Below are 24,030 nucleotides of genomic sequence, written 5' to 3'. Positions count from 1 at the left end.
CCGGATTCACCACGGTTATGACGTGGGTCGGTGTACCATGACTATGGACTTCGATTCCGTCTCGACGGTCACCGTCGACTCGTACAGCACGCTCGTGGACATCGGCTCGCAGGAGGCGGTGCTGGAGGCGCACGTCGACGGCCTCGACGACGCCGAGAGCGTCTCGCAGCTGTGGCGCGCGCAGTACCTCCAGTACTCGATGATCGCGAACGACATCGACGCCTACCAGCCGTTCTGGGAGCTCATCGGACAGGGCCTCCGATACGCGCTCGAGGCGAACGGGTACGACGTGCCGGAGGCGACACGCGACGAGATCCGGCGCACCGTCTACGAGGATGAGCTGTCGATCTTCGACGACGTCGGGGACGGGATCGGCCGGATCACCGACGCGGGCTACGAGGTGTACATCGTCTCGAACGGGTCGCCCGAGATGTTAGAGCATCTGGTCGCGGCCGCGGGCCTCGGCGACGTCGTGACGGACGCGATCAGCGCCGACGAGGTCGAGACGTACAAGCCGGAGGCGGGAATCTACGAGCACGCCGCCGAGCGGACCAACACGCCGATCGGCGAGATACTGCACGCCTCCGGCGGCGGGATGCGCGACGTCTGGGGCGCGAAACACGCCGGCATGTCGACCGCGTGGGTCTCCCGCCCGGGGGAGACGCTCCCGACGGAGGAGCTAGGTCCCGACCCGGACGTCGTAATCGAGGGGTTCCACGACCTCGCGGACCGCCTCGAGTGAGGGCGTCGAGTCCGGCCGGTCGAGGGGCGCTGGCGGGCGTCGCGGACGGTCGAGGGGCGCTGGCGGGCGTCGCGGACGGTCGGCCACGCTCGCAGTCGCAACTCGGAAATCCGTCGCCGACCACGGTCCGACCATGACCTTCGCCGACCTGTTCGAGCGGGCCGCCGCGTCCGACGCGACCGAGGAGGCAGTGCGCGTCGCGCTCGCGGATCGCCGATCGGAGCCCGAGGGCGAGGACGCCGCTCGGGGGGGCGACACCACTGATAATGCCTCCGACGACAGCGGTGCCTCCGACGACAGCGATGCTTCCGACGACAGCGGTGCCTCCGACGCCGACGTCTCCCCGGTCGACCGCGAGCCGAGCCCGGCCCGCGTCGTCGCCGACGCCGACGTCCTCGCGGCGGACCTGCTCGTCGGCGGCGCGGCCCGCGAGGCGCTCGACCCGCTGCGCGCCCACTCGTGGACGACGCTCGTCGCCAGCGACGCCCTCCTCGACGACGCCGAGGCGGTGATCGCCGCGCTCGCGGACGCCGACCTCGCGGCCGACTGGCGCGACGCGGTCGAGGCGTGGCGCGAGCCGGTCGCGCACCCCGCGGGCGACCACCCGGCGCTGGCGTCGGCGTACCGCGGCGCCGCGATGCAGGTCGTGAGCCTCGACCCGTCGCTCACGGGGGCAGGGGCCGCCGCCGGACTCCGCGACCGGCTGCCCGTGAGCGTCCGAGAGCCGCGGGCGTTCGCGACCGTGTTCTCCGCCGAGAACCTCTACCCCGAGGCCGTCGGCGGCGAGTATCCGGGGCCGGACCGCGACCCGCGCTCGATGACCCCGGTCGAACGCGGCGAGGACCAGCACCGATAAACGAGCGCCGGCCCGACCACGGGTAATGACCGATCCGGACGCGACCGCGACGGGGGGTGACCCCGGCGGCGCCCTCCGCACCGACGGCGGCACGGAAGGGCTCGCCGACGGCGACGCCCCCGAGCTGCCGGCCGATCTCGACGCAGTCCGCGAGGCGCTGATCGAGTGGTACGAGGCGGACCACCGCGACTTCCCGTGGCGTCGGACGGAGGACCCCTACGAGATCCTCGTCAGCGAGGTGATGAGCCAGCAGACGCAGCTCGACCGGGTGGTCCCCGCGTGGGAGGACTTCATCGACGAGTGGCCGACGACGGCCGACCTGGCCGCCGCCGACCGCGGCGACGTGGTCGCGTTCTGGTCCGACCACTCGCTCGGCTACAACAACCGCGCGAAGTACCTCCACGAGGCCGCCGGGCAGGTCGAGGACGACTACGGCGGCGAGTTCCCCGAGTCGCCCGACGAACTGGAGGAGCTGATGGGCGTCGGCCCGTACACCGCCGACGCGGTGGCGTCGTTCGCGTTCAATAACGGCGACGCGGTCGTCGACACCAACGTGAAGCGCGTGCTCCACCGCGCGTTCGCGGTCCCCGACGACGATTCGGCGTTCGAACGAGTCGCCTCCCGTGTCATGCCCGACGGCGAGTCCCGCGTCTGGAACAACGCGATCATGGAGCTCGGCGGCGTCGCCTGCGGGACGACCCCGCGCTGCGACGAGGCGGGCTGCCCGTGGCGCGGGCGGTGTCACGCGTACGAGACCGGCGACTTCACCGCGCCCGACGTGCCGGAGCAGCCGAGCTTCGAGGGGAGCCGCCGGCAGTTCCGCGGGCGGGTCGTCCGGGCGCTCGGCGAGTACGACGAGCTGGCGCTCGACGAGCTCGGCCCCCGCGTCCGCGTGGACTACGCGCCCGACGGCGAGCACGGGCGGGAGTGGCTCCGCGGGCTCGTCGACGACCTCGCCGACGACGGGCTGGTCGACATCGACGAGCGGTCCGACGGACCGGTGGTCCGCCTCGGGAACTGAGTCGGTGCGGTGCCGGCTCGACGGTCGGATAAATATCGCCCGCGTGTGAACCGTCACCCGTTTATCGCGGGAGCGGGAACGACTACCCATGAGCGAGACCGTCGACTCCGACCTCTACACGCGGACGAAGGCCCTGCTGGAGCCGGGCGACATCGAACTCGTGGGCTGTATCGTCCACACGACGCTCGGCGGGCAGGAGGACTTAGAGATGCACGAGCTCACGGTCGCCGCTAACGATGTCATCGCCGACCGCGCCGGCAAGGGCGAGGCGTACATCGAGGCCGGCAACGACGACACGAACTTCTCTTCGAACCAGTTTCAGGGGCTCACCCTCGACGGCGAGGAGTTCGTCTGGGAGTGCCAGCAGCTCCTCCGCGACGGCACCTTCGACCTAGTGTTCTACTACGAGGCGAACGTCGATCAGGAGGCGCTCGCCGAGGACCTGGCCGCGCTCGACGGCGTCGACCGCGTGACGCAGGTTCCCTGACGCGGCGACGTGTCCGTTTAAACCGTGAGCGAGACCGTCCTGATCCCTGGCGGGCGCGACGTTCGGGCCACGCTCGACACCGCCGCTGGCGACGGCGGAGGGGTGGGAGGCGACGCGAACGACGGCTCCCGCGCCGACAGCGTCGTCGTCGCCTGTCCGCCGCACCCGCAGCACGGCGGCCACCGCGGCGACGAGCGCCTGACCGCCGCGAGCGACGCGCTGACCGGGCGGGGGATCGACTGCCTCCGCTTCGACTACGGCGACTGGGACGAGGGGTACGGCGAGAGCACGGACGCCGACAACGCGGTCGCGTGGGCGGTCGAGCACTACGAGCGCGTCGGCCTGTTCGGCTTCTCGTTCGGGGGGACGGTCGCGCTCGTGACCGCCGCATCGCGCCCCGGCCTCGCCGGCGTCTGCGCGCTCGCACCGACCGCGCGGCTGAATCCCGACGCCGACGCGGTCGCCGCCCTCGACGACCTCGTCGACCTCGGCGTACCGGCCCGGATTCTGTACGCGACCCGCGACTCGACGGCCGACTGGGAGCCCGTGGTGGAGCGGGCCGAGGAGCTGGGGATCGAGACGGAGGCGTTCGAGTCGGACCACTTCTTCGTCGGGCGATCGGGTGACGTGGGTGACAGCGCGGCGGCGTTTCTCGGCCCCCGGCTGCGGGACGATCCGTAAGGAGCGGTCGGTCGGGTCTGAGACTCGACGGCGATCGGCCTCGGATTTTAATACCTATCTGAGACGAGCGTACCGACATGGATTGGCGCGAGAGATTGAGCTCCGGGACGGACATGCTGCGCCGACAGGCGGTTCGAATTCCGCTCCCGGACGTGAACGCGGAGAGAGACCTCCACGAGAACATGATGCGGATCGCGGACGCCGGCGAGCGGAAAAGCAGGCTCCTCGACGATCCGGATGTCCCGTTGACGGAGGTGTACGAGGACGAGCTCGACGAGATGCGGCAGAGCTTCGAGTACCGCTTACAGCAGGTCGCCGGCGAGGACTACTACGACGTTGCGACCGCGTATCTCGACGGCGAACGCGACGACTGGATCGGAGCCCTCGCGGCGTATTATCTGGAGTGTTACTACCGCTTGCAGGAGCGCTACACCGTTGATGAGCAGATTTTCTTTCTGGTGATCCTGCGGTATCCGGATTGTTTCACCGTGAATCTCAGTTTCCTCACCGGCGATATCAGCGAGGACGCGGTTCGGTACGAGTCCTCGACGCTCGCGGAGGCGGACCTCACAGACAGCGATCAGGGACAGTACTACGCGGACAGCCAGTACTCGCAGCACAAGGCCGCGGAGTACCTCCGGGAGAACGTCGATTGCATTCGCGAAGCGTTCGCGGATCCGGACGCGACGCCGATCGAGGAGCGACAGTACGGGGGGTTCGTCCACCTCACGGGGAGGCGGGGACCGACGTTCGCGGAGGTGCTCGACTCCCTCTCACCGGACCCGGATCGGTTCGAGGACGAGGCTTCGACGCCCGGTATCGTTCCGGAAGGGCCGGAGGCCGAACGAGCGAAGCGGGACCTCCTCACCGACAGCGAGGTGGTACTCTGAGGTGGTTCCCCGGTTCCCGGCGACCGGTCGTTTCGGGGGAACCGCGTGGCGGGCCGCCGATCGGTCCGATCAGTTGTACCCGCGCCAGCGACGGCCGCACTCCTTGCACTTGAAAAAGCGCGTCGGGGGCTCGTCGGCGGCGCCGGTCTGTTTGATCGTGTACCACGCCTCGCCGTGGCCGCACTCGTCGCAGACCACGTCGGTGGCGGTCGGCTTCCCCTCGAAGTTCGCGCCCTCCTCGGTCTCGATCACCTCGTCGCCGGTCTGTTCCGCGGTCGACTCGAACTCCGCCGCGAGCGACTCGTCGCGCTCGGCGGTGCCGCCGCAGTCGTCGTTCTGACACACCATCTCGCCGTCGACGGAGACCATCATCGAACCGCAGTCGTCACAGAACTGCATATATAGGTGGCGTACGGGACAGAGCGGTTTAGCTTCCGTGACTGCGCTCGATACAGGTATGCGTATTCTGGTCGTTTATGCGTGGTCGGCGACATCGCGGTGAACACCTCCAAAGCCCCAGCCGCGACGACTCGCGCGGCTCGGCGCGCTCCTCGCTCGGTCGCTTCGCTCCCTCGCTGCGGTGCTACCGTCGCCGTGCTTCGTCCTCGCGGCTGCCCCTTTGAGTCCCACCCTCCGCAACCGCACCGCACCTCACGCCTCCCCAGCCTCGTCAGTCGCCTCCGCTTCGCTCCGGCGACTGACTCCCTCGCACGCGCTCCTCGCGCCCTGCGGGCGCTCGGAGGCGCGCGCCGCTACACCGCCGTCTATTTATAAACCGCCGTCGGTGTCGCCGATCCGCTCCCACGCCAGATGCGCGACGATCCCGAGCAGGAACGCGGCGCCGAGGTTCGTCGCCAGCGCGACGAGGCCGATAGCGACCGAGAGCGCGACGTTCTCGGAGTCGAGCGCGTTGCGCGCGAGCGAGACGGCGACGATCGCGAGCAGCGCGCCGAGCATCGCCAGCGGGAACGCGCCGAGGAGTGCGGGGGTCGCGAACGGGACGGCGAGGAGGTAGCCGGCGCCGAGGACGACGTTCGCGCCGCCGGTGCGCGCGCCGAACGCGTGCTTCCCGGCGACGCCGTCGCAGCCGTGACACATCGGGATCCCGCCGAGCGGCACCGCGAGCAGGTTCGTCGCGCCCATGCTCGCCGACAGCTCGTCGGCCGTCACGTCGGCGTCGAACAGGTCGGCGAACAGCAGGGAGGTCGCGAGCGCGGCGTTCCCGATCGTCATCGCGAGCTGGGCGGCCACGCCGTCCGCCGCGCGCCGGGTGACCGCCGCCGAGAGCGCCGACAGCGACGGGGTCGGCGGCGCCCCGGGCCACTGCGGCGCCGGGACGTCCGCGACGACGACGGCGATCGCGACGCCCGCGACCGCCACCGCGAGCGCGCTCGCCGTCCGATACCCGGCGAGGGCCGCGAGGGCGGCGATCGCCACCCCGAGCGCCGCGAGGACCGGGTCGCCGAGCGCGAGGTCGACCCCGGTCTCCAAGAGGATCAGCCCGACCGCGAACTGCACGCCGCGTATCACCGGCTCGCCGATCCAGCGCTCGACTCGCGCGAGCGTGCCGGAGAGCCCGATCGCGAGGAGGAGGACGCCGAGGATCAGCCCGGCGAGCGCGAGCTCGGCGTACGTCAGGGCGCCGGCGATCGCCAGCGCCGCCAGCGCCTTCATCGGCTCGACGGACACGGGCAGCCCGTACCGGACTCCCCAGACGATCTGGAAGACCCCGAACCCGGCGAGCGCGTGCGGCAGCGACACGCCCGTCAGGAGCGACAGCGCGACGACGAGCGGGATAACCGTAATCGAATCCCCTATCGCCCCGGTGAGCGCTCCCGGACCGAACTCGATCCCGCGCCGTCGCGTTGCGTCGACGATACCCACCGTAGGGACGATCTGTCCCGGGGACGCTTGAGGCTGTTCAGAAACCGGCCACGGTCCCGATCGGACGGAGCGTAACGGAAATAGGTTCCGTCAGCTGTCCCCGTCGAACGTCGGGTTCTCCTCGGAGACCATCGGGCAGTTCCGGACGCGGAACTCGTCGAAGCCGACCGCCTCGACGATGGTCGTCCCCTCGTGGGTGCACGCGGCCTCGGGCGGCGAGGTGAAGTGCGGGCACTGCTGGCAGTACGTCCGCTTGGAGACGACGTGCTCCGTGTCGCGCCCGCCGGGGACGGACGTCGCCCCGCCGATCCCGGCGGCGCCGAACGCGTCGGCCGCGTCGGCGTCGAGCGACTCCCAGACGTCCTCCTCGGTCGGGCCGTCGACGTCCATCTGCTCGAACGCGTCGTCGAGGGCGTCCATCTCGTCGTCCCAGTCGCCCGGATCGCCCCGACCCGCGGCGTCGTCCGAAGTGCCCTCGCGCCCGGCGTCGGGGAACCCGAGCTCGTCGAAGGGATCGCCGCTCCCCGCGTCGGACGCGTGGCCGGGTAGAGACGACTCGGATCCGTCGGCGGCGTGGGCTCCCGCGTCCGCGTCGGATCCCGACTCAGCCCCTCCGGTGTCGCGCTCGTCGACGCCCGCACCGAGCTCGGCGAATGGGTCGTCGATCTCGGCCGCGGGATCGTCGAACTCTGTCGCAGGGTCGTCGAACTCTGTCGCAGGGTCGTCGATCTCGGCCGCGGGATCGTCGAGCTCGGCCGCCGGGTCGTCGAGAGAGTCGAACTCCTCGTCAGAATTCGGATCGCGATTCGAGTCGAGGTTCGGGTCGGAGCCCGTGTCGCGCCGCGGATCGCCCTCGTCGTCGCTCATCGATCTCCCCCGACGTCGCGGGTGCTCACGCCGCCGTCTCGCCCGTCGTCGACGTCGCCCTCGAGGGCCGGCTGCTCCCCGGCGACGAGCCGCGAGGTGCCGAGGAAGCCGGGGTTCGGCTCCAGCTCGCCGAACTCTCGCCCGCAGTGCGGGCACTCGGGCTCCGTCAACAGCCCGACGTCGACGGTCTCGCCGCAGTCGGTGCAGGCCGCCTTCCGCACGCCGTTTCGGTTCGCGGTCGCCGCGAGGGCGTCGAGACGCTCTCGGTCGGCGCGGTCCCGCTCGGCCGCCTCCAGCCGGCGCCGGACCCTGACGACCGCGCCCGCGACCCGGGAGAGCTTGTCGTCGAGGTCGTCGGTGTCGATCGCATCCACGCGCGCCTCCAGTTCGGCGAGGTCCGCCGTCCGCGACTCGATGTCGGCGAGCCGGTCGTCGAGGTCGCCGACGCGCTCCTCGACCGCCTCGTCGACGGTCGAACGCGACACCGCGTCCGCCTCGAGCTCGTCGAGTCGCTCTGAGACCCGGTCGAGGTCGGCCGCGAGCGCGTCCAGCCGCTCCGCCGTTTCGGCGTGGGCGTGGTCGGCCGGCGCCTTCGCCTCCAGGTCGCGGTAGAGCTCGACGAAGCGCTCGCGGAGGTCAGCCACCTTCTCGTCGACGTCGGCGTCGAGCTCGTCGAGCCGCGACTCGAGCGCCGCCACCTCCTCGGCGTCCGGGACGTCGATGTCCTCCCCCTCCGCGAGGGTGACGATCGCGCGCTTCAGCAGCTCCTCGCGGCCGACGCCGGCCTCGTCGGCGGCGGCCTCGATCGCGGCGTCGACCGTCCCGTCGGTCGGATCGAGGTCGCTCATCGCGGGTCCCCCGTCATCTACACTCCGTTTAGGGAGGAGACTTAAGTAATCTGTCGCGTCATTCTCCGGATCGATACTCGGCGGACGGAATCGGCCGAGTGCGGTCGCCACCAGCCGGGTCGATCCCGCTCACCGGATCTTCCGCACGTCGCTGATGTCGAAGCCGCCCTCGTGGATCTCGGTCTCGAACCGGACGATGTTCTCCTCCTCCAGCCGGGAGAGGACGCCGCGGAACTCGCGGACGAACATGGTCCGGGCGCGCTGGGAGCCGCCGCTCTCCCAGGTGAACTGGAGGGTCCCGCCCGCGGCGTCCATCAGGGCGCCGAACTCCGCGTCGGTGATCGAGTCGGTGTTCACCAACACGAGGATGAGCCCGCCCCACTGGTAGGCGGCCTTCTTTAACCCCTTCATCACCATCGCCACGTCGCTCCACTCCGTGTCCTCGTCGACCATCGAGAGGAGGTCGGTGACGGAGTCGATACAGACTAAGCTCCCGTCGGCGTTCGCCGAGAGGTAGTCGCCGAACGCCGTGAGCACGTCCTCGTACTCGCCGCGGTCGCCGAGCTCCGTGATCGACGCCGTCTCCTCCTCGTACCAGTCGCGGGGGATGGGGCTCAGCTGGAAGTACTCCGGCGAGAGGTCCCGGAAGGCGATCTCGTCGATCGCGGCGTCGACGATCTCGTCGGCCATCGTGTACCCCATCTCGCGGGTGAGCGCGTCCGTGTCGGCGGTAAAGGAGAGGTAGTGGATTTCCTCGGGGAGCTCGGCGTCCGCGGGGAGGCCGCCGTAGTAGAGGTCGAACAGCTCCTCGTCCGCGCGCCCGAGGGCGTTCATCGCCGCGCTCGTGTACAGGAACTCGCGCGCGCCCGCTCCGGACTCGCCGGCGAGCAGCACGACGTTGCCCGGCGGCGCGCCGCCGCCGAGGATCGAGTCGAGGCGGGCGACGCCGAACGGAACGCTCGTCATGTCCCGTACGGGGGCGCCGCACCGCTTAGTGTTGTTGCTCGTGTGGGTGCGGAAAGCGCGCGGCGGCCGACCGACCGACTCGCCGGCGGCCGATCCGCCAACAGCCGACCGACCCGCTACTCCGTCACCCGCGCCCCGCCGTCCGCCGCGCGGACGACCGCGACCGATCCCGACACGCCCGCCTCGTCCAGCGCGCGCTCGCCCGCGGTCGCCGCGGCGTCGGCGTTCGCGGCGTCGGTGACGCCGTACACGGTCGGGCCCCAGGAGGACTGCCCCGCGCCGAACACCGCCGCGGCGTCGGACAGCGACGCCACCACGTCGCCGACGGGCGGGCGGTAGACGCCCCCCTGCTCGTCGGCGTACCACGCGCCGTTGAGGCGGCCGATCTCCGCGACCGCAGCGCCGAACCGCTCGGCGTTTCCGGTCGCGATCGCGGGGAGCACCCGCCGCGTGACGATCCCGCCGATGCGGTCGGCGATCCCGGGCTCGGCGCGCTCCACCGCGGTCCGCATCGCATCGTCCTCCGCGTCCCCGTTCCGACCGGGGTCGGCGTCGGGGCGCACGAGCAGGAAGCGCCAGTCGTCGGGCACGTCGTGACGGGCCGCTACCGGCGGGACGGTCCACTCGCCGTCCGCGGGGCGGTCGGTCGTGAACCGGGCGGTCGGGTGACCGGCGTCGAGGACGAACCCGCCCGCTTCGAAGGTCGCGACGCCGACGCCGGAGCGCCCCCCGCGACCGAGCGCCGGGGCGCGCTCGCGGACGCGGGGCGCCTCGCCGTGGGCGGTCGCGACCGCCGCGAGCGTCGCGGCGGCCAGTTGGGTGCCGCTCCCGAGCCCGGCGTGGCGCGGCAGCGACTCGCGGACGGTGACGCGCGCGCCGTCGACGCCGAGCAGGTCGGCGGCGGTGCGGACGTACTCGCGGACATCGTCGCGGATAGCGGGGTCGGTGGCGGGGTCGTCGTCGGTCGTCCGGACGGTCACCGACTCGGCCGGCTCCGCGTCGACGACGACGCGGGGCTCCGCGAGGCCGAGCCCGAGGGCTCCGTACAGCCGTTCGTGCGAGAGGCTGAGGTTACAGAAGCCGAAGTGGAGCCGGGGGCCGGCGCTCGCGCGTGCCATTACGATGTAGCCAGTTAGGGGTCGATTGATAAAGGGTGCGTGACAGTGGCGTGCGTTGCCTCCGATCGTGTTGGTTGGTCTGTGAACGACGCGGGCGGGGCGACGATCGACTCCAAAGTCCCAACCGCTCGTTTATAAGTAGTTGAGTGCGGATCGGCGGTGACCACCTCCAAAGCCCAGTCGATTACTTATAAACAGTTGAGTGCGGATCGGCGGTGACCACCTCCAAAGCCCCAGCCGCTCGGCGATACGTGACTGGTCTCTTTGCGGTGACCACCTCCAAAGCCCCAGCCGCGAGGGGCGCGCACGCTCGCTGCGCTCCTCGCTCGTTCGCTTCGCTCACTCACTGCGGTGCTTGCTTCGCCTCCGCGCCCCTCGCGGCTGCCCCTTTGAGTCCAACCCACCGCAACCGCACCGCGCCTCATACCTCCCCAGCCTCGTCGGTCGCCCTCCGCGTTGCTCCGGGCGACCGACTCCCTCGCGCGCGCTGCTCGCGGCCGATGGGCCGCTCGCAGGCGCGCGCCACCGCACCGCCTATTCGTTTATAAATAGTCGCGTCGCGCTTAGTCCCGCCAGTCCGGGTTCGCGCGCGGCGGCGAGAAGATGTCGTACCCCACGACCGTCTCGTCGCCGTCGTTGCGCGCGGCGTGCGGCTCGCCGCCGGGGAGGACGTACGTGTCGCCGGCCTCGACGACCAGCTCCTCGCCGTCGACGACGAAGGTGAGCGCCCCCTCGGTGACCACGCCGATCTGCTCGTGGTGGTGGTCGTGTTCCGGCACCTCGGCCCCGGGATCGATGACGAACCGCTGGATGCTGGTGTCCTCGCCGACCGCGCCCTGCGTGAGGAACACGTCGTCGACCGCCTCGGCCGCCTCGACGTCCGCGTCGGATACGACGTCCATGGGAGAGCCGGCGGCCGGCAGCGACTTAAATAGGGCGGGTGGGGCGGCCAGCGAGCGGGAGGGGGGAGACGGGCGACTACGGGAACGGGTGGTACGCCTTCTCCAGCTCGGGCTCGAACCCCATCGACCGCGGCACGTCGCGGGCGCGGTCGCCGAAGAACGGCTCGCCGGTGAACAGCGGCTGCGCGCCGGGGACGAGCACGCGGACCGCCTCGAACCCCATCCCGGCGAGGTCCCGGGTCGTGATCCGGGCGACGTACGGCTCCAGCCCGACGGTCTCGACGCGGTCGACGACGGCCTCCAGCTCGTCGGTCCCCGAGAGCGCCGGCTCGCCGAGCGCGTCGGCGGGGACGCTCGCGTCCGGGTCGAAGAACGCCCGCGTCTCGTCGGGGAAGTCGGCGTGGTGACCGATCGCGGCGCCCTCCTCGGCCGCGGCGTCCGGCCCCATCGACCGGAGCTCCGTCCAGTTCTGGAGCGCCTCCGCGAGCGCGCTCCGGGCCGCGGCGACCGGGTCGAGGTCGGCGCCCGAACCGGCCGCGAACCGCGGCCAGTCGCCGTCGCGGTGGACGCCGACGGCGACGACGGGTACGTCGACGTCGGTCGTCACGAGCAGCGGCGTCACCGACAGCGACTCGGCCCGCGCGCGCTTCTCCAGTTCGGCGAACGTCGAGTCATCGAGTTCCAGCCCGAGCGGCTCCGTCGTCGAGTACCAGCTCGTCATCGTCGCGTCGCGCTCGACGGCCTCGTACAGCCCCGACAGCGCGGCCTCCGGCCCGGAGTTCCCGAGCCCGAGCCCGGTGGTGATCGCGGGCCGGTACCGGCGCTCCGACGGGGGGAAGCCGACGAACTCCGCCGGGAGGCTCGCGGGCTCGCCGGTTGCGAGCTCCTCGCCGGTCGCCCACGCGAGCGCCTCGTCGCGGTCGTACGCCTCGGCGTCGTCGGGGCGCACGAACGCGTCGGGAGTCACCGGGTTCGGGACGTTCGCGGCCGGTGCCCGCGTGAACGACGCCTCGCGGTAGACCCCCGCCGCGTACCGCTCTAACCCCTCGCCGAGCGCCTTCATGAACGCCGCGTCCCAGCCGGCGTCGACGCCGCCGCCGAACTCGGCGGCCCGGACGTCCGAGAAGGGCGTGGTGTCGGCGACGCGCGCGACGTAGTACGGCACCGGGAACGACTCCCGCTCGCCGACCTCCGAGAGCGCGCCGATCCGGGCGTCCACCGCTCGCTCGGCGCGGTCGATCGACTCGTCGAGCGGGCGCTCCGCGTGCTCCCGCGGGAGCGCGTCGCCGGGGGCGTCGCCGCAGTCGCAGCCGGGGACCGGGAGCAGGCTGCGCTCCGCGCCCGGCACCTCGACGACCGTGTCGGCGACTGAGTCGCCCGCGAGCAGCCGGATGACGCGGCGCCCGGCGAGCGCACCGGCGTAGCGCACCGCCGACCGGCGGCCCTGCGGGGCGTCCGCCGGCTCCGCGCCGCCGCTCGCGACCCGCGTCCGAAGGCAGTCGTAGCAGGCCTCGTCGAAGACGGTCACCGCGGCGTCGACCTCGTCGAGCGGGACCCCGCCGAGGCCGCCGACCTCGATCCCCACCCAGCGGTCGAGGGCGTCGTTCGCGGCCGCGAACGCCGACGAGCCGGCGGTGTCGGCCACGACCGCGAGGTCGAATCCGTCCAGCAGCCCCGGCTCGACCGGCATCACGTTCACGTCGACGTCCCCGAGCGCGGCCGAGACGGCGTCGACCGCGGGGCCCTCGCCGACAAGTCCGATGTCCATATCCCGTTCGACGCGAGGGAGCGGAAAAAAGCCGCGGGTCGCGGTGTCGGAGGCGGAGACGGCGCGACGATTCGGCCAAACGGCGCCGATTCAATCCATCAGCTCGCTCGCGACACCGGCGAGCTCCTCGGCGTCGACGCCGTGGAGCCGGTCGTCACCGAGCTTGAGCCGGAGCCGGGGGCGACCGACGTCGATCGGGACCTTCTCCGTGTCGATGATTCCGAGATCCTCCAGCCGGGTTTTCGTCCGGGAGAACGTCGCCTTCGAGGCGATCCCGACGTCCTCGCCCCACTTCGAGATGTCGTAGAGGAGCACGTCGTTCTTCGCGGCGACGAGCAGCGAGACGGTCACCTCGTCGAGCGCGGCGTCCGCCGACTCCATCGAGGCGAGCACGGCGTCGAAGTCGTCGCGGGCGGCCTCGCCGATCTCGGCCGCCATCGTCTCGCGGACGCGGCTGAGCGCCGGGGTCCGGAGCCCGTACTCCTCGGCCGACTCGAAGGCGTCGCGGTGCGTCGCGAACACCTCGTCGACGAAGTCGTCCTCCTCGGTCGAGAGCGCGGCGACGTGCTCGCCCGCGCTCACGAGAACGACGACCCGCGAGGGAGAGACGAACAGCGCGTTGTCCACCTCGGTCGAGAGCACGCGGAGCCCGAGCGACCCGTCGGCGACGAGGTCGGCCGCCTTCGACGCGACGAGGAAGTCGTCTGTCACGTCCTTCAGCGTGCGTTCGTCCGCCAGCATCGACAGCGTCGGCAGGTCGTCGCGGCCGGTTGCCGCCTCGACGAGCGATACGATCGTCTCCGCGGACGGGTCGACGACGAGGAGCTCCTCGTCGGCGCCGGCGAACGCCGTATCGAGGACGTTCTCGACGTCCGTCTCCAGTAAATTCGATACCATCTATCTCCTCGGATAAAAGCCAGATATCTATTTAATATTAACGGGATTCAGGAAGGGAACAACGGGTTTTCAGCCGCCGAGACCTCCGAAAATGCCGGATTCGAGGTTCGAACCGAAAACGGCGGGAACGACGCGTCGTTGCGAGTGGCGGACGCGACGGGAGACCAGCGTGTGGGCGACGCCGTGACGGAAGGATTAATGCGCGATCGCACCCGCCTTCGTACATGGACAACGAGCACGTCCGGGAGGTCGACCCGGCGGTCGCCGACGCGCTGGCCGGCGAGCGCGACAGACAGGAGCAGACGCTCGCGATGATCGCCAGCGAGAACCACGTTAGCGAGGCGGTGCTGGAGGCGCAGGGGAGCGTCCTCACGAACAAGTACGCGGAGGGGTACCCGGGCGCGCGGTACTACGCGGGCTGCGAGTACGCCGACGAGGTCGAGGAGCTCGCGATCGAGCGCGCCAAGGAGCTGTGGGGCGCCGAACACGTCAACGTCCAGCCGCACTCCGGGACGCAGGCGAACCAGGCGGTGTACTACGCGGTGTTGGAGCCCGGCGACAAGATCCTCTCGCTGGACCTGACCCACGGCGGCCACCTCTCGCACGGCCACCCCGCGAACTTCACCGGGCAGATCTACGAGGTCGAGCAGTACGAGGTCGACCCCGAGACGGGGTACATCGACTACGAGGGCCTCCGCGAGACGGCCGAGGAGTTCGAGCCGGACATCATCGTCTCCGGCTACTCCGCGTACCCGCGGACCGTCGACTGGGAGGCGATCCAGGCCGCCGCCGACGCGGTCGACGCCTACCACCTCGCCGACATCGCCCACATCACCGGGCTCGTCGCGGCGGGCGTCCACCCGTCGCCGGTCGGCGTCGCCGACTTCGTCACCGGCTCGACCCACAAGACGATCCGCGCCGGGCGCGGCGGGATCGTACTGTGCGACGAGGAGTACGCCGACGACATCGACAAGGCGGTGTTCCCCGGCGGGCAGGGCGGCCCCCTCATGCACAACGTCGCCGGCAAGGCGGTGGGGTTCAAGGAGGCGCTCGAGCCCGAGTTCGAGGCGTACGCGCAGCAGGTCGTCGACAACGCCGAGGTCCTCGCCGAGACGCTTCAGGGGCACGGGCTCTCCCTGGTCTCCGGCGGCACCGACAACCACCTCGTGTTGGCCGACCTCCGCGACTCGCACCCGGACCTGCCGGGCGGCGACGCGGAGGACGCGCTCGCGGCCGCGAACATCGTGCTCAACGGGAACACCGTGCCGGGCGAGACGCGGTCGCCGTTCAATCCCTCGGGGATCCGCGCAGGGACGGCCGGGCTCACGACCCGCGGGTTCGACGAGGCGGCGATCGAGGAGGTCGGCGATCTCATCTACCGCGTCGTCGACGACGTCGACAGCGACGAGGTCATCTACGAGGTCGGCGAGCGCGTCGTCGAGCTCTGCGAGGCGCACCCGCTGTACGAGTAGGCGATGCTCGTTGGCGCGGCGACGCTCGCCGGCGCGGCGACCGCCCGACCGAATCCGTGCGTACAAAGTAGGGGCGCCCCAGACTGGTCGACATGGCCGACTCGTCGTTCCTCTCGAATCGCCTCGACCGCGCCGCCGCGCCGCTCCTGGTCGGCGACCTGCTCGCGCTGATCGTCATGCTGACTATCGGGACGCTGAACCACACCTCGGTCGAGTTCCTCACGGCGAACCCGCTGTACCTGCCCGGCGTCTACGCGCCGTTCCTGATCGCCTGGGCCCTGATCGCGCCGGTCGTCGGCGCGTACTCCGCCGGCGCCGCGGAGACGGCGAAGTCGTCGGTGCCGCTGGCGATCCGGTCGTGGATCCCGGCGGCCGTCGTCGGACTCGGGCTCCGCGCGTTCGTCTTCCGCGGCGGCGCCGAACTGAGCTTCGCCGTCGTCATGCTCGTGGCGGGGTCGGCGTTCCTCGGCGGCTGGCGCGCCCTGTACTTCAGGCTCCGATAACAACCCGCGCCGGCGCCTCGACCGTCGTTGGCTGACCCGTTGCGTTGGCTGACCCGTTCCCCGCGCTGCTTTTCTGCCCCGATTCCGCCGCGTCTCCGACGGCCTCGTCCGGCCCGAGAGCCGCCGCAGCGGCGGTCCACTGGCTCGCGTTGACCGCGATGATAGTCCATATAACTTATGAACAACTTCGAAATGATCATTTGAGGTGCCACGGAGAACCCTGATAAAGTTTTAATAGTGATTTTGTCATAGTTTACAGCGAAGCATGACTGGGTACTACGACTACGTCCTTGGGCTCATTCCGGCTGCGTTGATCGGTGTGACCGCCTTCCTCAACCTGGTCGGACTGTCGTTGACGGCCGCGCTACCCGGGGGCGCCCTCGTCGCGGGCGCCATCGTGGCCCACGCGATGTTCGTCCGGAACCCAGTCACCGACGTTCGCGGGCGGACCGATCGGTCCCGCGACGGCTCCGTCGGGGAGTCGATCGACCGCGCGGTCGACCGGTCGCAGAGCGGGCGGTCGCGAGCCGGCGGCTCCGACTGACGCGCCCGGAGAGGCCGACGCCGGTCGACGCGCCGACCGCCGGCAGCTCGCGCCGCGTCGCGTTCCGGTTCCCTGCACGGTTTAGTCCCCGGCGCCCGACCGGTCGGGTATGACCGAGACGCTGTTTCTCACGAGCGCCGACGTCGACGACCTCGCCGAGCCGGCCGACTACGTCGCCGCCGTGCGCGACGCGTACCGCCAGATCGGCGAGGGCGCGCCCGCGGAACCGCGGACGAAGCTGTACAACCGCGACCCGCCGGGCATGCTGACGACCTACGCCGCGCTGCTGCCGGAGACGGGCGCGATGGGCGGCTACACCTACTCCGCGGGGTTCGGCGCGGGCGACGCGTGGTTCATGACCCCGCTGTTCGACGCCGAGTCGGGCGAGCCGCTCGCGGTGCTCGACGGCGCGTCGATGAACCCGTTTAAGACGGGCGCCGCGGGGGCGACCGCGGTCGACGCGCTCGCTCGCGAGGACGCAACGGATGTCGCCGTGATCGGGAGCGGCGCGCAGGCCCGCGGCCAGCTCGCGACGACCGCGACCGTGCGCGACTTCGAGGCCGTCCGGGTGTTCTCGCCGACGGCCGAGCACCGCGAGGCGTTCGCGGACGAGTTCGACGACCGGATCGAGCCCGACATCTCGGCGGTCCCGAGCGCGAGCGCGGCGGTCGCCGGCGCCGACGTGGTGATCACCGCGACGAACGCGAGCGACCCGGTCGTCGACGACGCGGACGTCGAGCCCGGCACCCACGTCACGTCGATGGGGCAGTACCACCCGGAGAAGAACGAGCTCCCGCCGGAGCTTGTCGCCCGGTCGACGTACGTCCCCGACATCCGCGAGCGGGCGGCGCAGGACGCGGGCTCGTTCCTCGCCGCGGTCGAGGCGGGGCTCGTCGGCGAGGACCACGTCGCGGCCGACCTCGGCGAGGTCGTCGCCGGCGGGCATCCCGGCCGGACGAGCGAGGAGGAAATCACGGTCTTCGACTCCGGCGGGACCGGGATCGAGACGGTCGCGGCCGCGCACATGCTTTACGAGCGAGCGAGCGAGAAAGGACGAGGGCAGACGATCGACTTCGCGCCCGCGAGCGAGGCGCTCACGGGGAGATAGGAACGAACCGACGACTCGACGGCGACCGTCGGTGGTCAGATCGCCGGCGGGCGGCGGTCACCACCTCCGCGTCAGGGTCCCGGATGAATCGATATCGAACGCCAAACCGCCATCCTCGCCCTCGTCGCCCGGATAGTAGTGGACGTGGTCTTGGTCCGTCAGATCGCTGTTGTCCTCGTAGAGGCCGTACTCGACGAGGTACGGCCGCCGTTCGGCGACGTCTTCGCGGACGGCCTGACCGTCCGGCTCGACGTCGATCGTCCCGGAGAACACCCTGGCGTCGCTTCTGGAGGTGGCATCCGTCTGGGAGATTGTCACCTCGACCGTGTACGGGCTCTCGGAGTGATTGAAGACGGTCAGGGAGAGCGTCGGGGAATCGGAGACCAATCCGGAGCAGCCGGCGAGGCCCGCGCAGAGGGGAACCGCGCCCCGGAGGAGGGAACGCCGTTTCATGGGTCGACTCTCCTCACGATAGGTAAGTGTTTTCGGGAGCGACGAACCGCGGGGGAGCGGGTCCGTCGCTTGGACTCGCTACTCCAGCCGATAGCGCAGGATCGCGGCGATCCCGCCGAGGTTCGAGAGCTGCTCGCCGGGCGCGAACTCCGAGGAGAAGACGACCACGTCGCCGCCCTGCCGCTCGACCGACTCGATCACCTCGTTGACGTCGATCGACCAGTCGCCCTCTTGCTGTCGCTCCGTGCGGAGCCGGTCGTCGACCACCAGCAGGGTCTCGATCGCGCCGAACTCGGCGGCCTCGGCCACGTCCTCGGGGCCGTACGTCGCCTTCGCGCCCTGCGCGATGTTCTCGGTCAGCTCGTCGATCAGGTTCGCCTCCTTCGAGATCCGCGTCTCCTTTTGCACCTCGTCGACCGCGCCGCGCTTCAGGACCTCGTGGACCCCCCGGTCGCCCGCGGCCGAGGTGTCGACAGTGGTGATCCGGTCGGGGAGGTCGCGGTACTCCTCCTCGATGTAGTCGCGCGCGTCTTGCTTCGTGAACCCCGGGCCGGCGAGGATCACGGCGTCGGCGTCGAGGTGCGCCAGCGCCTCGCCGAGCTCGGCGAACAGCTCCTCGCGGGGGCGGGAGTACTCGCCCTTCCCGGTCGGCTTCGTGAACGAGGCGTACTCCTCGGTGCCGTACTGCTGGACCGTGTGGACGTAGGCGGCGCCCTCCTCGACGGTCGCGATGGCGACGTCGGGGTTCTCGGCGGCCTCCGTCGCCTCCTCCAGCCGCTCCGTCTGGTCCGGTTTGAAGTGCTTCTCGACCGTGATCTCGTCGTGCTCCTCGACGTTGAGCGTGTGGTGGGCGTTGAGCTGGTCCTCGCGGGAGCAGCCGACGATCACGCCCGAGACGCGGAGCCGGTTGGCGAACCGGGCGAACTCCACGTCGTCGACCTCCAGCGTGACGAACAGGTGCTCGCGCTGGCCGCCGGTGTCCCGCATCTGATCGTCGTTCCGCTGGATCCGGCGGGTGGTGTCGCCCTCGACGAGGTCCCCGGGTTCGAGGACGTGCGCGAGGTGCCAGAGGTCGTCGACGTTCTCGGGGACGAGGGTGAGCCGCTCCCGGCCCTCCTCGCCGTAGCCCCGGTCGGAGATGCGCATGCCCGACCGTTCGCCCGCGCTCGTATCAACTCTTGTCTTCCGGGTCGACGCCGACGCCCCACTGGAAGCCGCCGTCGACATCGCGGTCGGCGGGGTCGGCGTCGACCTCGTCGTCGCCGTCGAGGTCGCGTTCTGCGTTCCACTCGAAGCCGCCCGCGTCGCCGGTGTCCCCGGGATCGAACGGAACCGTCCGGCCGGTCTGTACCGTCGCTGGCGGCTCACGCGGCGAGCGCCGGAACCCGCCGTCGAGGCGGTCCGGAGCCGGCCCGGACCGACCCGGGGGTGACTCGGATCGACCCAGAGCCGGTTCGGACCGGTCCGAAGGCGAGCCGTGGACCCGCTTTCCCGTCGCCGGCGACGCCCCGAGGTCGGTCGACGCGGTCGGCTCCGCGCCGCCGAACTCGATCGTTTCCGCGGTGCCGCGGCCGTAGAGGGCGTGCGCGATGACCCGGACGACGAAGACGAACGCGACGCCGACGACGAGCGGGACGAACGGCGCGGCGAGCGCGTACCCCGCACCGAGCGTCGCGACCGCGACGGCCCACGCGGTCGCGTACGTACCCGCCCCGGCGACGGCGGCGACCCGCCCCGGTCGGAGGGCGTCGCGGAGCCGGCCGGACGCGGCGAACGCGGCCAGCGCGGCCGGCCGGACGTACGCGAACGCGAGGAGGTACCCCGCGGTGACGACGGTCAGGAGCCCGGCCCCGGCGGCGACGACGGCGGGGACGCCGCTCCCTCCGAGCGCGCGCTCGACGAGTCCGACCGCGGGAGCGAGGTCGACGGAGCCGGTTCCGACGGCGACGCCCGCGAGGGCGACGCCCGCGAACAGCAGCGCCAGCGGCGCGAGGAGCAGCGCGCTCAGCAGGGCCGACTTGAGCCCGTCGCGGTACAGCTCGTTCCACGCGACGAAGGGGGGCGCGCCGTCGCGGTTCCCGGTCGCGCCCGCGCCGGCGACGACGCGGACGAGGTACCCGCGACGGACGAACGCCGGCGCGAGCGCGAGCGGCGCGAGGATGACGAGCGGGGGGAACGCGACGACGCTGCCGACCCAGACCGGCGTGATCACCCACGTCAGCAGGGTCAGGAGGCCGCCGACGACGAGGACGCCGACGGCGTCGGCGGATCGCGACAGCGCCGACGACGCACCCCGGAGCATACCGGATCCTGTTCCGCGACGGTGATAAAGGATGCCCGGTCGGGCGGACAGGGTCGTGGCGGTCGGGGACTCGGAGCGGGGAGAATCCGAGCCACGGGCTCCCGAACGGCCGCCTCCCGAGCGTTTATATGATTTCGGGGAGTACAACCAGTTGGCCGCGCGGGACAATCGTGTGCCTCTGACAACTCCGACCGACCGCCCTCTGCGGCGGTCACCCCCGTCCGCGGCTTTCGACGGACCGATACGTTCTCACCCGTCGAGCGACGCCCACGCCGGTAGCGATTTATTCCGCCCGGTCGACCGTCCCGTATGACCGGCGACGAGCAGACGGCCGACGTGGAGCCGGCGCTCCGCAGCTACGGGATCAGCGTCGAGGAGATCGACGGCGGCGGCCCCCTGAACCTCACGTACATGACGGCGTTTCCCGGGCGCGAGGTGCACCGCGGCGAGATCGGGCGCGCGCTCAACGCGCTCATCGACCGCGCCGAGGCGGACGAGTGGGACCCCGTCCGGGTCGAGGCGACCGTCGTCCGCTCGCCCGGCGACGTCCTCGGGACGTGGCGCGCCGAGGCGGAGTGGTTCGAGGCGCTGGCCGCGTACGAGATCTCGGAGACGGAGTTCTCGACGCGCGTGCTGGAGACGCTGACGCACGCCGACGGAAGTGCCGAGCCCGAAGACGGGGGCGCTGACCCCGATACCGGGGACGCGGAGCCCGACGACGGCGGGCCCGCCCGGGGCGACGACCGAGCAGCTTCCGAGGACCGAGCGTGACCCGTCGGAACCCGGTGAACCGCGCGCAGCGGCGACTCGACCGGCCGCCTCGCGAGCGGTTTGCCACGCGGGCGCTCGCGTTCGAGGTCGACGGCGACACCTGTCGGGGGACACTCTACCTCCCGGGCGGCGACGCCGCCGATCCGCCGGTGGTCGTGATGGCGCCCGGCCTCGGCGCGGAGCGGAGCTTCGGCTATCCGGCCGTCGCGGAGCGGTTCGCCGACGCCGGCTACGCCGCGTTCCTGTTCGACTACCGCGAGTTCGGCGCCTCCGACGGCGACTCGCAGGCGGTCCACCCCGCGGACCAGCGCGCCGACTACGCGGCCGCGATCGACCGCGTCCGCCGCGTCGACGCCGTTGGCCGCGACCTCGTCCTCTGGGGCGCGTCGCTGTCGGCGGCGCACGTCCTCACGCTCGCCGCGGAGCGCCGCGATGTCGACGCCGCGATCGGCGCCGTCCCGATGCTCGACGGCCGGGCGATCGCCCGGCGTCGCGGTGCCAAGTACCTCGCGCGCTCCGGAGCGGCCGGGCTCCGCGATCTGATCGGGCATCGGTTCGGTCGGGGGCGGACCGTCCCGATCGTCGGCGGCACCGAGGAGCTCGCGGCGATCACGGAGCCGGGGACGAAGCGGAAGTACCTCGATCTGGTCGACCGCGACTCGACGTGGCGTAACGAGACGCCGGCGCGGTCGCTGCTGCGCGTCGCGAACTACCGGCCGGTCGGACGGATCGACGAGATCCGGGCGCCGACGCTTCTGTTGGCGGGGACCGACGACGCCATCGTCGACAGCGAGGCGGTCGTGGACGCCGGCGAACGGCTCTCGCGCGGGACCGTCGTCACCATGCCCGCGGACCATTTCTCCCCGTTCGGCGAGGACTTCGAGCCGGCGGTGGGGCATCAGCTCTCGTTCTTGCGGGACGCCCTCGACCGGTAGCTGACACCGGGAGAGTGGACGCCCTCGACCGGTAGCTGGCACCGCTCGGCCGTTTTTAAATAACGTCGGTGCGAATCCTCGGCCATGACCACAGTCGCGCTGCTGAGCGTCGCACCGGCGATCGAGGGGAGCATGGCCGGGGAGGTCGCGAAGGCCGTCGCCGCGCTCGACGAGTTCGACGTGAGCTACGAGACGAACCCGATGGGCACCGTGATCGAGGCCGACGACGCCGAGACGGTGTTCGCCGCCGCCGCGGCCGCCCACGCCGCCGTCGACGGCGACCGGGTCTCGACGGTGCTGAAGATCGACGACAAGCGGGCCGCGGCGACGACCGCCGACCGAAAGGTGGAGGCCGTCGAGGAGGAGCTCGGGCGGGAGGCGAAGCGGGAGCGCTGACTGGAGCCGGGGCAGGAGCGCTGACGGGACCTCGGGTCCGACCGCGGCCGAGCAGTGTTCGGAACCGACGTGGTATTCGTTAGTGGTATTAGTTAGTAATCACACGGGCGGGTATGGCGATACTGGTCACCGGAAGCAGTCGCGGCATCGGACGAGCGGTCGCGGTCGAGCTCGCGGAGCGCGACATCGTCGTCAACTACCGGTCGGACGAGGCCGCCGCGGCGGAGACGGCAGATCGGATCCGCGAGGCCGGCGGCGACGCCGTCACCGTGCGGGCCGACGTCTCTGAGTCCGCGGCGGTAGATCGGCTGGTCGAGCGGGCGGTCGACGCGTTCGACTCGCTTGACGCGGTCGTCAACAACGCCGGGATCACGCGGCCGAACCGACTGGAGGAGACGACCGACGCGGAGTGGGAGTCGGTGATCGACACCAACCTCTCGGGGGCGTTCCGCGTCACCCGCGCGGCGGCCCCGCACCTCCGGGAGAGCGGCGGCAACGTCGTCTTCCTCTCCAGCGTCGGTGGCACGCTCGGGACGGTCGACGCGAGCTACGCCGCGAGCAAGGCCGGGCTCCACGGGCTGACGCGCGCGCTCGCCCGAGAGCTCGGTCCGGACGGCGTGCAGGTCAACGCCGTCGCGCCCGGCCCCGTCGAGACCGACCTCAACGACGTCATCCTCGACTACCTCGAGGGGATCGAGTTTCACGGCCACGAGAACGTCGACACGCACCTCCCCGAGTACGCCTGCGAACCCGCGGACGTCGCCGACTCCGTCCGGTACCTGATCGACAACGAGTACGTCCACGGAGAGGTGCTCGAGGTCGACGGCGGGATGCACCTCTGAGCGGGCCGGAGACGGTCCGCCCTACGTCGCGTCCACGTCCACCTCGCCGCCCGCGGTCGCGTCGCCGGCGGGGTTCTCGACCGTCACGTCGACCGTCGTCGTGCGCACGACGGTGGCCTCGTCGCCGCCGCCGGCGACGTCGGCGCGGAACACGACGTCAAGGGTCGTCGTCGCGGTCTCGCCGCCGGCGAGGTCCGGATCGCCGAGCGACTCGCTCGTCACCGCGTCGCCGCGGGCGGTCGCGTCGGCGCGCTCGAACCGTGCCGTGAGGCCGCCGTCGACCGCCGAGAAGTCGGGCGCCGTCTCGTCCGGGTTCCCGTCGGCGGCTGCTCCCACCGCCGCGACGTCGCCGGGCGTCGCGTCCGGGTCGGACGCGGTCAGCGTCTCCCGGTACACCTCGTCGACGCCGGCGTCGCTCCCGACCGCGAGCACGAGCGTCACGCGCTCGACGCCGTCGGAGAAGTCGGTCCATGAGATGTCGAGGACGGGCGAGAGGTAGACCGACTCGATCCGGCCGTCGTTGCTGGTGACGGTCGGCGCGTCGCCCGCCTCGAAGGCGGCGGGGTCCCCCTCGACCGCGGCCGCCGGCTCGCTCGACGCCGTGAGGGCGCCGAGCCCGGCGAGGCCCCCGCCGGCGACGGCGGCGACGCCGCCGAGCAGGGATCGTCTGGAGACCGCGTCGGACGAGCTACCGTTCCGCGAGTGGTCGCGCATCTCGGTGCGACGTGGCCGCGGCATCCGGGATAAGCACTCGGGGGCGGAAAGCGCTCGCGTGGG

Annotated in this window: 27 protein-coding genes; 14 read left to right on the top strand and 13 right to left on the bottom strand. The window is 71.5% G+C overall.

What is annotated here, in order from left to right; translation table 11 throughout:
- The first annotated feature begins 37 nt into the window (after window positions 1–37).
- From Hrr1229_RS09970 to Hrr1229_RS09945, 6 genes are all read left to right on the top strand, one after another.
- Window positions 38–742 carry a haloacid dehalogenase type II gene (locus Hrr1229_RS09970; RefSeq protein ID WP_123113037.1) on the top strand — a complete coding sequence of 235 codons (705 nt, stop codon included), beginning with the start codon at window positions 38–40 and terminating at the stop codon, window positions 740–742.
- A gap of 133 nt (window positions 743–875) precedes the next feature.
- The gene (locus Hrr1229_RS09965; RefSeq protein WP_176329392.1) at window positions 876–1,598 is read left to right on the top strand and encodes a hypothetical protein; all 723 of its coding nucleotides are present in this window, start codon (window positions 876–878) and stop codon (window positions 1,596–1,598) included.
- Between the two features lie 25 nt (window positions 1,599–1,623).
- Complete coding sequence (locus Hrr1229_RS09960; RefSeq protein WP_255212477.1) at window positions 1,624–2,619, top strand: A/G-specific adenine glycosylase; 996 nt, start codon at window positions 1,624–1,626, stop codon at window positions 2,617–2,619.
- Between the two features lie 88 nt (window positions 2,620–2,707).
- A complete protein-coding gene (locus Hrr1229_RS09955) occupies window positions 2,708–3,106 on the top strand; it encodes a DUF5778 family protein (RefSeq protein WP_123113038.1) in 399 nt (132 codons plus the stop codon).
- A 24-nt stretch (window positions 3,107–3,130) separates the two neighbouring features.
- Entirely contained in the window at window positions 3,131–3,787 is a 657-nt protein-coding gene (locus tag Hrr1229_RS09950; protein WP_123113039.1) for a CocE/NonD family hydrolase, read from the top strand.
- 77 nt (window positions 3,788–3,864) lie between these two features.
- Window positions 3,865–4,677, top strand: a complete 813-nt coding sequence (locus Hrr1229_RS09945) for a hypothetical protein (protein WP_123113040.1) — start codon at window positions 3,865–3,867, stop codon at window positions 4,675–4,677.
- Window positions 4,678–4,746: 69 nt separating this feature from the next.
- Here the strand turns inward: Hrr1229_RS09945 and Hrr1229_RS09940 are convergent, their stop codons facing one another.
- From Hrr1229_RS09940 to Hrr1229_RS09900, 9 genes are all read right to left on the bottom strand, one after another.
- Window positions 4,747–5,076 (bottom strand): transcription factor S, encoded by a 330-nt coding sequence (locus tag Hrr1229_RS09940; protein WP_123113041.1) that lies wholly within the window; start codon window positions 5,074–5,076, stop codon window positions 4,747–4,749.
- Window positions 5,077–5,445: 369 nt separating this feature from the next.
- Window positions 5,446–6,561 (bottom strand): putative sulfate/molybdate transporter, encoded by a 1,116-nt coding sequence (locus tag Hrr1229_RS09935; RefSeq protein WP_123113042.1) that lies wholly within the window; start codon window positions 6,559–6,561, stop codon window positions 5,446–5,448.
- Between the two features lie 90 nt (window positions 6,562–6,651).
- A complete protein-coding gene (locus tag Hrr1229_RS09930; RefSeq protein ID WP_123113043.1) occupies window positions 6,652–7,428 on the bottom strand; it encodes a hypothetical protein in 777 nt (258 codons plus the stop codon).
- Window positions 7,425–8,276 (bottom strand): hypothetical protein, encoded by an 852-nt coding sequence (locus Hrr1229_RS09925; protein ID WP_123113044.1) that lies wholly within the window; start codon window positions 8,274–8,276, stop codon window positions 7,425–7,427. The genes Hrr1229_RS09930 and Hrr1229_RS09925 overlap by 4 nt, the downstream gene beginning before the upstream one ends.
- Before the next feature lie 129 nt (window positions 8,277–8,405).
- Window positions 8,406–9,242, bottom strand: coding sequence for an HTR-like protein (locus Hrr1229_RS09920; RefSeq protein WP_123113045.1), 837 nt, complete (start codon window positions 9,240–9,242; stop codon window positions 8,406–8,408).
- A 116-nt stretch (window positions 9,243–9,358) separates the two neighbouring features.
- Window positions 9,359–10,360 carry a beta-ribofuranosylaminobenzene 5'-phosphate synthase family protein gene (locus Hrr1229_RS09915; protein ID WP_123113046.1) on the bottom strand — a complete coding sequence of 334 codons (1,002 nt, stop codon included), beginning with the start codon at window positions 10,358–10,360 and terminating at the stop codon, window positions 9,359–9,361.
- A 563-nt stretch (window positions 10,361–10,923) separates the two neighbouring features.
- Window positions 10,924–11,262, bottom strand: a complete 339-nt coding sequence (locus Hrr1229_RS09910; RefSeq protein WP_123113047.1) for a cupin domain-containing protein — start codon at window positions 11,260–11,262, stop codon at window positions 10,924–10,926.
- A gap of 76 nt (window positions 11,263–11,338) precedes the next feature.
- Window positions 11,339–13,030: a YcaO-like family protein gene (locus tag Hrr1229_RS09905; protein ID WP_123113048.1), complete on the bottom strand. Its 1,692-nt coding sequence runs from the start codon at window positions 13,028–13,030 to the stop codon at window positions 11,339–11,341.
- 90 nt (window positions 13,031–13,120) lie between these two features.
- Window positions 13,121–13,927, bottom strand: a complete 807-nt coding sequence (locus Hrr1229_RS09900) for a DUF5821 family protein (RefSeq protein ID WP_123113049.1) — start codon at window positions 13,925–13,927, stop codon at window positions 13,121–13,123.
- Window positions 13,928–14,151: 224 nt separating this feature from the next.
- Between Hrr1229_RS09900 and glyA the strand changes: the two genes are divergently transcribed.
- The 4 genes from glyA (at window position 14,152) to Hrr1229_RS09880 (ending at window position 17,554) form a co-directional block, all read left to right on the top strand.
- Window positions 14,152–15,399 carry a serine hydroxymethyltransferase gene (glyA, locus tag Hrr1229_RS09895; RefSeq protein ID WP_123113050.1) on the top strand — a complete coding sequence of 416 codons (1,248 nt, stop codon included), beginning with the start codon at window positions 14,152–14,154 and terminating at the stop codon, window positions 15,397–15,399.
- Between the two features lie 92 nt (window positions 15,400–15,491).
- On the top strand, window positions 15,492–15,902 hold the full coding sequence (locus Hrr1229_RS09890; RefSeq protein WP_123113051.1) for a DUF3054 domain-containing protein: 411 nt from the start codon (window positions 15,492–15,494) through the stop codon (window positions 15,900–15,902).
- A gap of 265 nt (window positions 15,903–16,167) precedes the next feature.
- Complete coding sequence (locus Hrr1229_RS09885) at window positions 16,168–16,446, top strand: hypothetical protein (protein WP_123113052.1); 279 nt, start codon at window positions 16,168–16,170, stop codon at window positions 16,444–16,446.
- A gap of 109 nt (window positions 16,447–16,555) precedes the next feature.
- Window positions 16,556–17,554: an ornithine cyclodeaminase family protein gene (locus Hrr1229_RS09880; protein WP_123113053.1), complete on the top strand. Its 999-nt coding sequence runs from the start codon at window positions 16,556–16,558 to the stop codon at window positions 17,552–17,554.
- Between the two features lie 57 nt (window positions 17,555–17,611).
- Here Hrr1229_RS09880 and Hrr1229_RS09875 read toward each other — a convergent pair whose 3' ends face one another.
- The 3 genes from Hrr1229_RS09875 to Hrr1229_RS09865 all read right to left on the bottom strand — a co-directional run bounded on the left by Hrr1229_RS09875 (window position 17,612) and on the right by Hrr1229_RS09865 (window position 20,309).
- On the bottom strand, window positions 17,612–18,007 hold the full coding sequence (locus Hrr1229_RS09875; protein WP_123113054.1) for a hypothetical protein: 396 nt from the start codon (window positions 18,005–18,007) through the stop codon (window positions 17,612–17,614).
- Window positions 18,008–18,085: 78 nt separating this feature from the next.
- Window positions 18,086–19,153, bottom strand: a complete 1,068-nt coding sequence (locus tag Hrr1229_RS09870) for an mRNA surveillance protein pelota (RefSeq protein ID WP_123113055.1) — start codon at window positions 19,151–19,153, stop codon at window positions 18,086–18,088.
- A 25-nt stretch (window positions 19,154–19,178) separates the two neighbouring features.
- The gene (locus Hrr1229_RS09865) at window positions 19,179–20,309 is read right to left on the bottom strand and encodes a DUF4013 domain-containing protein (RefSeq protein ID WP_123113056.1); all 1,131 of its coding nucleotides are present in this window, start codon (window positions 20,307–20,309) and stop codon (window positions 19,179–19,181) included.
- Window positions 20,310–20,618: 309 nt separating this feature from the next.
- On the opposite strand from Hrr1229_RS09865, the gene Hrr1229_RS09860 reads away from it, so the two are divergent.
- The 4 genes from Hrr1229_RS09860 (at window position 20,619) to Hrr1229_RS09845 (ending at window position 23,253) form a co-directional block, all read left to right on the top strand.
- Window positions 20,619–21,080, top strand: a complete 462-nt coding sequence (locus Hrr1229_RS09860) for a hypothetical protein (protein ID WP_123113057.1) — start codon at window positions 20,619–20,621, stop codon at window positions 21,078–21,080.
- Window positions 21,077–22,015 carry an alpha/beta fold hydrolase gene (locus Hrr1229_RS09855; protein ID WP_123113058.1) on the top strand — a complete coding sequence of 313 codons (939 nt, stop codon included), beginning with the start codon at window positions 21,077–21,079 and terminating at the stop codon, window positions 22,013–22,015. Before Hrr1229_RS09860 ends, Hrr1229_RS09855 begins: the two co-directional genes overlap by 4 nt.
- 84 nt (window positions 22,016–22,099) lie before the next feature.
- Window positions 22,100–22,411 (top strand): thiamine-binding protein, encoded by a 312-nt coding sequence (locus Hrr1229_RS09850; protein WP_123113059.1) that lies wholly within the window; start codon window positions 22,100–22,102, stop codon window positions 22,409–22,411.
- A gap of 113 nt (window positions 22,412–22,524) precedes the next feature.
- Entirely contained in the window at window positions 22,525–23,253 is a 729-nt protein-coding gene (locus tag Hrr1229_RS09845) for an SDR family oxidoreductase (protein WP_123113060.1), read from the top strand.
- 21 nt (window positions 23,254–23,274) lie between these two features.
- Here Hrr1229_RS09845 and Hrr1229_RS09840 read toward each other — a convergent pair whose 3' ends face one another.
- The gene (locus tag Hrr1229_RS09840) at window positions 23,275–23,967 is read right to left on the bottom strand and encodes a hypothetical protein (protein ID WP_123113061.1); all 693 of its coding nucleotides are present in this window, start codon (window positions 23,965–23,967) and stop codon (window positions 23,275–23,277) included.
- Window positions 23,968–24,030: the final 63 nt, after the last annotated feature.

Source organism: Halorubrum sp. CBA1229 (assembly GCF_003721435.2).
GTDB lineage: Archaea > Halobacteriota > Halobacteria > Halobacteriales > Haloferacaceae > Halorubrum.
The sequence above is the reverse complement of the archived record's forward strand: the minus strand, read 5'-3'. Positions and strand labels throughout refer to the sequence as shown.